The 11,657-nt window shown below is 63.9% G+C and carries 3 protein-coding genes; all 3 read right to left on the bottom strand.

The window, feature by feature from the left end:
* Nucleotides 1-25: 25 nt before the first annotated feature.
* The 3 genes from GFD25_RS08765 to GFD25_RS08755 all read right to left on the bottom strand — a co-directional run bounded on the left by GFD25_RS08765 (nucleotide 26) and on the right by GFD25_RS08755 (nucleotide 11,354).
* Complete coding sequence (locus tag GFD25_RS08765) at nucleotides 26-1,765, bottom strand: FTR1 family iron permease (RefSeq protein ID WP_163231965.1); 1,740 nt, start codon at nucleotides 1,763-1,765, stop codon at nucleotides 26-28.
* 699 nt (nucleotides 1,766-2,464) lie between these two features.
* Entirely contained in the window at nucleotides 2,465-3,868 is a 1,404-nt protein-coding gene (locus GFD25_RS08760) for an MFS transporter (RefSeq protein WP_163231945.1), read from the bottom strand.
* 280 nt (nucleotides 3,869-4,148) lie between these two features.
* On the bottom strand, nucleotides 4,149-11,354 hold the full coding sequence (locus GFD25_RS08755; RefSeq protein ID WP_163231943.1) for an Ig-like domain-containing protein: 7,206 nt from the start codon (nucleotides 11,352-11,354) through the stop codon (nucleotides 4,149-4,151).
* Between the last annotated feature and the right edge of the window lie 303 nt (nucleotides 11,355-11,657).

Genomic DNA, 11,657 nt, shown 5'->3' with positions numbered 1-11,657 from the left:
TAGGTTTAGGCACCACCCATTCTGCCTAGAAGCCTCTAACTATTCCCACCCCTCCATCAGAACAGCAAACACGGTCCTTGGCCTTGCGCTGCTTGACGAAGCCGACCACGAACAGCGCGATCACCGCGATGGCCGCGATCACCTGCGCCACGATGCACTCGACGTACGGGTAGAAGCCGAGCCAGTCGTTCGTCGGCACGCCCTGCAGGTACGTGGCCGGCAGCGCGTCGCCTTCGATGAGCGCGTGCACGCCGCCGCCCGCGAAGACGACCACGAGCACCGACATCAGGATCGACGTGACGAGGAAGAACGGGCCGATCGGAATCTTCACCGACGTGAACCGGATGACGAAGAAGATGATCACGAGCACCACGGCCGCGGCGATGCCGCCCGTCCACATGCCCTTCGTGTCCTGGCTCATCGAGTAGATCGACTGGTAGAAGATCACCGTTTCGGCGCCCTCGCGGAACACCGCGAGGAAGCTCAGCATCGCGAGCGACATCACCGTGCCGAACGCGACGTGATCGCCGGACTCGACCTGCGCGGACACGGACTTGACGGCCGCCTCGGTCTTGGTGCGAATGTACCGGTTCCACGCCTCGACCGACGATTTATTCAGCATCCAGTTGCTGGTCCACAGCAGCATGCCCATGGCGATCAGGGCGCACACGCCTTCCATGATCTCCTGGATCGGGCCGGAGCCGCCGAACGCGAGCACGAAGATCACCGCGACCAGCCCGGCGCCCGCAAGGCCGGCGAGCACGCCGAGGTAGATCCACTTGGTGAAGCGCTTGTTGCCGGACTTGACGAGGTACGCCACCACGGCCGCGACCACGAGCAGCGCCTCAAGACCCTCGCGGATGAGGATCAGGAACGCCTGGCCGACCGCACTGGTGATGAACTTCGTGAAGCCGCCTTCCTTGTCGGCCGCACCGCCGTCGAGGATGCCCGCATCCTTGACCAGCATGGCCTTGAGGTCGTCGATAAGCTTCTTGGTGCTCTTGAGGTCCGCGCCGGTGTTCATCGACTTGCGGCACATCTTGAACTGGTATTCGACCTGCGAGACGCGGTCGCCGCTGATCGCGTTCATCACGTTCTTCTCGAAGCCGAGCTTTTCGTAATACTGGTAGTACGCGTTGTTCACGAGCGTCGCGCCCTTGGCCGCATCGCCCGCCGCGTACGCCTTGTACGCGTTGTCGAGGATCGGGGTCATCTCGTTGGCCACGTCGGTCCACGAACGGTTGCCCTTGCCCGGGTTCTTCTTTTTCTTGGCGTCGAGTTCCTTGCGTTCCTTGGCGATCTGCGCCTGCAGGTCGGCCGAGTACTGCTTCGGGTTGGCGAGATCGGCGTTGGCGTCGAGCTGCTGCGCGGTCGCGTTCAGATCGTTGACCAGATCGGAGATCTTCTGCTTGAGCTGGTCGTCGTTGCCGGCGGTGTACGACAGGTTCTGGATGTCCTGGAACGCCTGCTGCTGCGCGGCCTGCTTGTCGGAGCTGACCGAGTCGCGCACGACGGCGGTGAAGTTGGACGCGACGTAGATCGTGTTGTACGCGGCCATGAACTTGGACGTCGAGCCGGCCGTGTTGCCGGACGTGTATTCCTTAAGACCGTCCTGCAGCTGCTCGTCGATGGCCTTGGCGACGGCGGCCCACGTTTCGTAGTCGACGGCCGAATCGGTCGAGTCGTCGGCGACCGCGGTCTGCGTGACCGGCAGGATCGACTGCGCGGTCGTGCCGGAGATCGGCGCAACGGCAAGGCTCAGCATGGTCACGAGCGCGGCGACGAATGCGATCGCGGCAACCGTGGCCTTGGCGATCGTACGAGTTGCCGTGCGCGCGACCGAACCGCCGTTCACGGCGTGCGTGGCGGCCGTCATCATGGCACGATTCGACATTGGCGAAGCTTCCTCTCATATGCGCATAGGGCGTTTGACGCCCACCGCGCAATAAATTACGAGGAAACTTCCGGAAAAAACAGTCTTGATTTTTTGACCGGTTTGCGGTAGAGGCACGATTATGGCGGAATATCAACGTCGTGGGTGTCAAAATCCGCCCGCCATCGTCTCACCATCCGATATTTCGCTACAGATGCCTCCTACAACACGCCGTGTCATATCCAACCTCTCGCAACGATTGGCCGGCACGGGGCTACGGCATCATAACGCGTCACGGATTATCGTTCGATGCGCAAAATCACCCTCCACGGACATCAGCGAACCGGCGCCAACCCTCGGCTGGACCTTTCTCAAAACCCTGAGGCAGTTTCACCGCTGCGCAGAGGTCTTTCTCCAAACCTTGAGGCGCTCCTTCCCTGACCAATGGGGGTCGGGAACGGGCAGAACGACGGTTTTTCCTTTGTTCGCCGGAGAACGCTGCCTCAAAGTTTGAAGAAGGACTCCTGCCAATCCGAAAAACTGCCTCAGGATTTGAAGAAAGGCATCGGCCACATACGCATCCCGAGGTGATCACGCCTCCAGCACGGCGAGCACCTTCTTCTCGTCGTAGAACGCGAAGATCAGCCCGCCGAGGCCGCACAGCACCGCCGCGCATACGGCGGCCGCGCGATAGCCGAAGCCAGAACCCGCACCGATCGTGCTCAGGCCGGTGAACAGCAGCATCGACAGGCTCTGTCCCATCTTCATCGCGAACGTGCGGGCCGCGTAGAACATGCCCTGACGGTCCTCGCCGGTCGTCTTCGAGCTCGCGCCTGCGATGTTCGCCACCACGGCCTGCGGCAGGATGCCGAAGATCGCCATCGGAATCGCGCACGCGACCGACAGCACCACGCCCTGCGCCATCGCCGGGATCGCGCCCAACGCGCCCGAGCCGAGCAGCGACGCGAACACGTACGCGCACGTGAAGATCACGAATCCGACCAGCATCAGCCGCTTCTTGCCGACGCGCCCGGCGAACATGTTCACCGGCAGATAGAACAGCACCGAAACACCGGTCATGAGCACGAAGTAGATCGTCGTGCTCGTCTCCGGGAGCTTGAGCAGGCTGGTCACGAAGAACGGTAGGCCGGTCTGGAACATCGTGATCGCGATCCAGTACACGATGTCGGAGCTGACGAACTTCACGAATTCGCGGTCGCGGAACGTCTCCTTGAGCGAGGTGAGCGTGTCCTCGCTGGTCGGCTTGGAGTCGACGTATTCGCGCTCGTCGATGGCGAGCGCGGGCACGAGCATGCAGACGAACGCGATCGCGGCGAGGATCGTGAACGTCACGCGGATCGCGTTCACGCGGCCGAGCCCGGGCACGAGCGCGCCCCAGATGACCGGCGCGACGTAGGCGACGGCGGTGCCGGCGATGAACGTGAACGAGATGGTCGTGGAGATGTTGAGCTGCTGCTTCGAGTCGTGGCCGAGTTCGGCGATGAGCGCGTTGTACGGCGTGCAGTAGAACGTGAGCGCGATGTAATAGCCGATGACGGTGACGAACAGGAACGCGGCGTTCGCCCAGCTGGTCGTGTTGACCGGGCTCCAGAAGACGAGGACGGTGACGACGGCGAGCGGGAGCGCGGCGAACTGCAGGAACGGGATGCGCCGGCCGCGAGGGGACTTGCTGCGGTCCGAGAGACTCGCAACGGCGGGGTCGACGAACGCGTCGAAGAAGCGGGCGAACGCGGTGATGCCGCCGACGACGGTGACGATCCCGAGGATGACGAGGCCTTGCGGCACGAAGACGGTCTGGCCCTGGGCGATGGTTTCGGCGTCGGGCTGGTAGAAGTACACGAGCCAGTTGGAGATGATGCCGCTCAGGAGCGCCCAGCCGAACTGGCCGGTCGCGAACGCCCAGACCTTGGCGGCGGGCAGGTCCTTGACGGCAGTTGCAGCCGTTGCAGCCGGAGTACGCGTCTCTTTGTTCATCCTCGAACCTCCTTTGACACTATGTCAATGGTAGCGCAGTTTCCGTCGCTATGTTCGCGTGATCGCTTATACGGCGCGAACATAGCGACGTTTCAACCCCCATTACCGTCACTATGTTCGCGGCCACATCACAATCACGCGAACATAGTGACGTTCCGTCTTCACCAAGCCAGTTCGGCATCGAGCAACACTCGATTCCGGGGACAAAAAACGGTGGCCCCCCATCCGCAATGAACGGGAGGCCACCATCTCAGCTAGTCGCTAGCACACTCAGCCGTACTCAGCGCTGATGACGACCGCGGTTGCGGCGGTCACCGAGCTTGAGCGTCAAGCCCGCACCGGCGAGCAGCAGCGCGGCGATCATGGCTACGCTGGATACTGCGCCTGTGTTGGACAGCGCGTCGGGCTTCTTGGCCGGGGCCTTGTCGCCGCCCTGGCCTTCGGAGCCAGTGCCGGAACCGTTGTCGCCGGGCGCCGGCTTGACCGGCTCGGCCGTCACGGTGATCGTGCGGACCGCCGTGGTGACGTTGCCGTACGAGTCGGACACGGTGTAGGTCAACGTGTAGCTGCCGGCCTTGGTCGTGTCGACCGTGCCCTCGACCTTGATGTTCGCGGTCACGTCGCCGTCGGCGTTGTCCTTGGCGGTGACGCCAGCCAGCGGGTCGAACGCGGTGCCGACCGAGATGGTCTTGTCATCGACGCCGGAGAACACCGGAGCTTCGGTGTCGTCGACCACAGTGACCTTGACGCTGACCGGCAGGCCTTCGACCGTGCCGTTCAGCACGACGGAGAAGCCGATCTGAGCCTTCGGCCAGTCGACGAACTGCTCGTCGTCCCACGTGATCGCCTTGCCGGACTCCTTGGAGCCGTCATCGTAGACCACGGTCGCAGTGGTCGGCAGTTTCGGCTTGCGACCAGCGAACACGGCGATGTCGGCAAGCGGCTCGACCGATGCGGCGGTCTTCGGCACGGTGATCTCGATGGTCTTGGTGGCTACAAGCTTCTCCTTGCCGGCGGTCAGGCCGACCGGGTTGGCCTGGTAGACCTTGAGCGTGACGGCCGCCTTGCCGCCGCGCAGCGCCCTGACTGTCGCGTTCCAGCCTTCGCCGGCCTCAACCGTGACTACCTTCTCGTCGGAAGAGGACCATGCGACGCGCACGTTGGTCGCGTCGGCCGGAGCCACGGAAGCGGCGATGGCCAGGGTCTCGCCCTTCTTCACGATGGCCTTGCCGTCCTTGACTCCCTCACCGGTGATCGTGGTCTTGGACGAGTCCACATCCACGGTCTTCTCGATGATGGTCACCTTGCGCGTGACGGTGGCAGTGTTGCCGGCCTTGTCGGTGGCGGTGTAAGTGAGCGTGAACACGGTGCCGACCTTGGCGGACGTATCGACGTCGCCGGAGACCTTGACCTCGACCTTGCCGTCCACGTTATCCGTGGCGGTCACGCCGGCCAGCGGGTCGAACGTCGAATTCTGGACGACGTACACGTTGTTCGCGCCAGAGATGACCGGGGCCGCGGCGTCCTTCCACTGCGCGTACAGCGTCAGGTCGCCGGTCACCGGAACGTCGAATCCGTACGGCGACTTGCCGTCCTTGTCGGTCGTCCAGCCCGTGAACGCGAAGCCTTCGCGGGTCGGGTCGACCGGCTTGGCGACGTGCGCCGCGCCGTCGTCCGCGACCTGCTGCGACGCGACCGCGGAACCGCCGTTCGAGTCGAACGTGACGGTCCAGTAGCGCTGTGCGACGGTCAGCGTGAACGTGGTCGTGACGGCCGGGTTCGCCTTGTACGTCACGGTGACGGTCTTGCCGCCGACCGTGTCGAGCGTGGTGTCGGAGAGCGTGTACTCGTCGGACTTGAGCGTGCGGCTCGTGCCGTCGTCGAACGTGGCGGTGACGGTCACGGTCGACGGGTCGAACGTGTCGCCCTTGGTGTACGCGGTCTTGCTGACCTTGGCGGCGATGGACGCGACGGAGGCCGGCACGGTGACGTCGATCGACGCGGTCTTGGCCGTGTCGCCGGACACACCGTCCAGCGGCTTGGTCGCGGCCGTGACGGTCGCCTTGCCGCCCTTGACGCCGGTGATGGTCGCGGTGCCGTCAGCGTTGGCGGTGACGGACACGACGGTCGGATCGGACGACGTCCACGTGACGGACGGGTCGGTCGCGTTGGCCGGGATGACGGTGGCCTTGACGGTCAGAGTCTTGCCCTTGGCCACAGTCGCCTTGCCGTCCTTCACTCCGTCGCCGGAGATCGAAACGGACTCGGCCGGCACGGGCTTCTCGGTCCAGTGCGCGTACAGGGTCTGCGCGTACTCGTCGCCAGTCGGGGTGAACGGCAACGTGACCTTCTTGCCGCCTTCCGCGGCGTCATACCAGCCGGCGAACACGTAGCCGGAGCGCACCGGATCGGCCGGAGCCTTGAGCTGGGCGCCTTCGCGCACGACCACCGTGGCACCGGTACCGTCGGCCAGGGTGCCGCCGTTCGCGTCGAACGTGAACGTGTACTTCTTGACCTTGGTGACCGTGACGTGCGCGGTGACGGTGAACGCGCCAATCTCGGTGATGCCAGTGACGTCGAACGTGGTGCCGCCCTTGCCGTCGGCCCACAGGTTATCGCCGAACGCGGTCCAAGTGACCGCGGAGGACGTGGCGGAACCGTTAGCGTACTTGAGCGTGATCGTCTTCGGCAGGGTCGGCTTGACGCCTTCCGGAGTCGAGACGGTCACGTCGGCGGGCTGCTGCGGCATCGCGGCGGACTCAACCACTTCAATGGTGGCCTTCGCCTTGATCGTGGTGCCGTCGACGTTGCCGTTGAGTTCGATCGTGGTGCCGACCTTGTTCAGCACATCATCGGTGAGCGGGGTCAGATCCCAGGCGACTTCGACGAATCGGGTGGTGCCGTCGGAGTACTTTGCGGTGACCTGCTGCGGCAGGGTGGCCGCGGCGTCCTTGGCCTTGGTGCCGGCCGCGAACTGCTTGGTGATCGGCTCGAATCCGGTGAGAGTACCGGCCGCGGCATCGGCCACGGTCAGGTAGTAGTGCGCCTTCTTGGTCGTACCTTCCACGGTACCCACGATGTCGTAGTTGCCGGGCTTGGTGAGGTCGAGCTTGGAGGTGTCCCAAGTGACCTTCGGGCCGTCCATATTCACGGACGTCACGGGCTGTCCACTAGCGCATCCGTAAGCGCAACGCATCGAACCGTCCGACATAAGCACGGTCACGTTCGTGGGCAGGGTGAAGTCCTTGCTCGGGGTGATCGTGTTCGTGGTGTAGCCGACGAGGCTGATCTGCGGCTCGTCCTGGGCGGCGATGACCGTGACTTTCACCTTGACGGTGCCGTTGTCTACGGTCGCGCGGGAGTCCAGCGAACGGGCGGTCTCTAGGCCGGCGGCGGAGACGGCATCGCCGCCGACCGCCGTCAGATGGCCTGTGACCTCGAAGGTGCCGGGATTGGCGTAGGAGGCGGGCTTGATGTTGTCCCAGGACACCGGGGCGGCGAGCACCTGGCCGGACGTGGTCTCGACCGGCAGGTTGTCGAACAGGAGCGGCCTGACACCGGCTTCGGTGACGAGGCCGTCCATCGAGGAGACAACGACCGTGGTGACCTTGCTCACGGACACGGTGACGTTAACCGGGATGGAGTAATCGCTCAGTCCGCTGTCGGACATATATGCGTTGCCGGTGGCGGTGAACAGCGACCCCGGCTCCTGGTAGGAGCTGGCCGGGATCGAATCCCACATCACGCTCATCTGACGGGTCGCGCCGTCGTTGGTGACGACGTCGACCTTGTACGGCAGGGACGGATAGCTCCGCGCGACGGTGGTGACGGGCGGGAGCTTGACGGTCTTGATCGCGGAGACCGTGACGGTCGCCTTGGCCTTGACCTCGCTGCCTTCGATCGTGCCTTCCACGGTGAACGTGGAGCCGTCCTTCGCATACTGGTCGGGGTTGATGTCATCCCACGTCACGTTGAGGTACTGCGTAGCCTCGGCGTCGTCGCTGCCGGTGGCAGCACGCACGATCGCCTTGAAGAAGGCGCCGATGCTGGCCGCGACGGACTTCGGGTAGGTGACGGCCACCTCACTCGGCAGGTTCGGCTTGACTCCCGGCACGGTCCATACGTCCGCATCCTCGGCGGAGGCGATGTCGTTCACGACGTTCACCTTGATCGACACGGGGATGGTCTTGTCGCCGGAGTAGCTGACGCCGGCCTTGCCGTTGACGGTGAAGGAGCCGGCCTTCGCGTACTGCTCGGGCTTAATCGAATCCCAGGTGACGTACAGGTTGCAGTCGTCGCCGTTCGACAGCTTGCCGGTAGCGTAAGACGGCAGCGTCGGCATGGTGCCGGCGATTACGGTCACGTCGTTGATCTCGTTCACCGACTTGACGCCGACCACGGAGATCACGGCCTTCGCGGTGAGCGGCTTGGAGCCGGTGGACTTGCCGTTGACGGTGATGGTCGCGCCGTCCTTCGTGAGCAGGCTCTTGTCGAACGAATCCCAGGTGACGGGCAGGGATGCGTAGTCGCCGTCGGCGGTGAAGGCACCCAGGGTCTGCGGCAACGTGAAGTCGCCGGAGCCGACCACGTACGTGGTCATGTACGGGTTGGCCCCGTTGGCCCAGCCGTAGACCTCGCCGACATTCACGCGGGTGTAGAGCTTGATGCTCTTGGCGAAGAACGTGCCTTCGACCTCAAACGAGCCAACCTTGGCGTACTGGCTCGGATCGATCGCGGCCCATGTGATCGGATCGTCGTACGGCGTCTGGAACACGTCGCCGTTGGTGAGCGTGACGCTCAGGTACGTGGTCGACATGTTCTGCGGGGTGACGCCGACGGTCGTGGTGACCGTCTGCACGACCGGATCGGCCGGATCGTACACGTTCACGTGCGCGACGATCGGAATCTCGGAGCCGAGCAGATAGCCCTTGACATCGAATGAGCCGGGCGCCTTGTACGAGGACGGATCCGGGTTCTCCCACTGGGCCTGCACGTCGCGGGACGTGCCGTCCCACAGCGTGGTCTTCACGTTGTACGGCAGCGTCGGCGCAAACTCGCTCAGCGTCGAAACGGTGACTTCCTTGGTCTTCTGACTGTCGAGGACGGTGACGGTAACCGTCACGCCCTTGCCGATGCTGTCGATCGTGCCTTCCGCGGAGAAAGTGCCGGGCTTGGCGTACTGACTCGGGTCGATCGCCTTCCAGCTGATGTACATCGACTTGGTCGACCCGTCGGAAAGCATGATGTAGGCGTAGTCCGGCAGCGACGGGGCGACGCCGGTGACGGTGGTCACCGGATCCGGCTGCTTGATGCTCTTGATGGAAAGCACCGACAGATGCACGGTGAAGGTGAGCTTGGCGCCCTTGATCGCGCCGGTGAAATCGTACTCGCCGGGCTTCTTGTACAGCTCGGAGTCGTACGGGTCCGGAGACCACGTGGCCTCATAGTTCCACGACGCGAGCGACTGGCCGTTGGTCAGTTCCAGATCCGGCTGGCTGAACCCGCCGCCGACGTAGGTCTTCTGCGAATACTCGGTCTTCTTCAGTCCTGCGACCGTCACATGCATCACGGTGGTCAGATCGGTGTGGTCGAGCTTGCCGACGACGTCGAACGTGCCGATGGTATTCCACTTGGCATCATCCACCGCATCCCACGTCACGTTCCAGGAACTGGTACGGCCGTCCGCGAACGTGACGCTCACATAGGACGACAGGTCCTTCTTGACGCCGACGAGCGTCGTCAGCGTCGAATCGTCGTTCACCTTGGTGATCGGCACGACGCGGATCGTGTCGACGGCGAATATGTCGGTGTACGCGACGGTGCCCCTGACCGAGAACTCGCCCTGTTCGGCGTACTGGGACGGGTCGATGTTCTCCCACGTCACGTCACGGTACGAGGAGGTGCCGTCGCTGAACGTGACCTGGACTTGGCTCGGTAGATCCGGCGCGAGACCGGGGATCGTGTAGTCGGTGCGGGTCTGGACCTCGCGGATCGGCAGCACCTGCACGGTGACCGTGACGTCGATGCCCAGATCGTTCCAGTTGTCGTCGACCAGCTGGCCGGTCACGATGAACGTGCCGGTCTTGGTGTACTGGCTCTCGTCGATGCTCGGCCAGCTCACCTGGTACGACTCGAGGGTACCGTCGTCGAGCGTGACGTTCACCTTGCCCGGCAGATACGGCGAATCGCCGATACCGGTGGAGACGTACACGCTTTCGAGCGGCTTGTAGTCCTGCACGGTGACCGTGGCGGTCGCCTTCTTGTCGCTGCCGTTCACTGTGCCTTCCACGGTGAACGTGCCGGCATTGGCGTACTGACTCGGATCGATGTCGGCCCAGGACACGGAGAAGTCGCCGGACTTGCCATCGCTCAGCTTCGCGGTGACCGTATTCGGCATTGACGGGGCGACACCCTTGAGGGTCCTGACTTCGACCGGCTCATACGAGACGACGTCGCGCACATGCACGGTGCCGGTGGTGGTCAGCTTGTCGTCGGAGTTCTCCAGCGTGCCCGTTGCGGTCACATTCTGGCCGTCTTTGGTGGAGGACCAGTCGGTGTCGGCGGGCCAGGTCCACGACAGATACCGCGACAGTTCGGTGCCGTCGGTCAGCGCGACCGTCACGTAGTTCGACAGATCCGGATACTGACCCGGCAGCGTGTATGCTTCCGGCTTTTCGATGCTCGCGATATCGACGAACTCGATCGTGGCCTCGGCCTTGATGTCGGTGCCGTCGACCGTGCCTTCGACGGTGACCGTGCCGGCCTTGGAGGAATCGATCTTGCCCCACGCCGGGTACAGCCAATCGCTGGTACCGTCGGTGTAGGTCACGGTGACGCCTTGCCAGGTGAAGTCCGGCGTGATGCCGACCGCTTCCTTGCCGTAATCGTAGGGTGCGATCGATTCGACGGTCTTGCCTTCAGGGACCGAATCAGACTGCGGCGCGGCCTTGTCACCCTCGGCCTGCTGGTCGGCCTTCGCGTCGGCCTTCTTGTCCGCATTCGCGGCCGGCGCGACCTGCAACGTCGCGGTCGGCTGCTGGTCGGTACCGTCGACCGTGCCCTTGAACTCGTAGGTGCCGGCCGACAGCTTGGCGAGATCGTCGTCGGACCGGTAGCCATTGCCGGACCAGATCACGGCGACGCCCGCGGTCGTGCCGTCACTGTACGTCGCGGTCACGGTCTGCGGCAGTTTCAGACCGGACTGACCCGCGATCGCGCGGATCAGTCCGGGATCGGCGACCGACGTGATCGTCTTGGCATCCGACTGTGTGCCGGTGCCGGCCGAATCCTTGGCCGTCGTATCGGTGTTCTTGCTATCCTGCGCGGCATTCGCCGACTGTGACGTCGACGTATTCGCGTCAGCGGATGGATCTGCGAGCGCGATCGGGGCGACTATGCCGCCGCCGAGCAGCGTCGCCACCGCGGCAAAAGCCGCGACGGCGCTGCGCACGCCTCCACGTCCCTTCGTTGGGTGTTCTTCTCCCATGCTCTTCCTTTGTTCGATGGGCATTACAGCATTCAATTAGCCCGCGGCTTCGGCTCACACTGCCTCCGCATGTCGCGACAGACCTCTTTCGGTTATGCTGATCCACCATCTGGATTACCCCCCCCCGACGACAAAATCCAGTAAAATCCCAGCATTTGCATAGCTTTTCGGACAGCACGCGCGATTGTTCATGCCCCGTTCATCACTGCGATGATTGCCCCATTGCACCCTCGTTCACCCTCGTCCGCGCCGAACGCCGCGATTCCACGGTCACAAAGCCACCGATGGCACGCCCGTCGACAC

Origin of the sequence: Bifidobacterium aerophilum, from assembly GCF_010667685.1 — a bacterium.
GTDB lineage: Bacteria > Actinomycetota > Actinomycetes > Actinomycetales > Bifidobacteriaceae > Bifidobacterium > Bifidobacterium aerophilum.
The sequence above is the reverse complement of the archived record's forward strand: the minus strand, read 5'-3'. Positions and strand labels throughout refer to the sequence as shown.

Excerpts from the sequence above, each read along its gene's own strand:
- GFD25_RS08755 (WP_163231943.1), bottom strand. The coding sequence starts at position 11,354 with ATGGGAGAAGAACACCCAACGAAGGGACGTGGAGGCGTGCGCAGCGCC.
- GFD25_RS08760 (WP_163231945.1), bottom strand. The coding sequence starts at position 3,868 with ATGAACAAAGAGACGCGTACTCCGGCTGCAACGGCTGCAACTGCCGTC.
- GFD25_RS08765 (WP_163231965.1), bottom strand. The coding sequence starts at position 1,765 with ATGCTGAGCCTTGCCGTTGCGCCGATCTCCGGCACGACCGCGCAGTCG.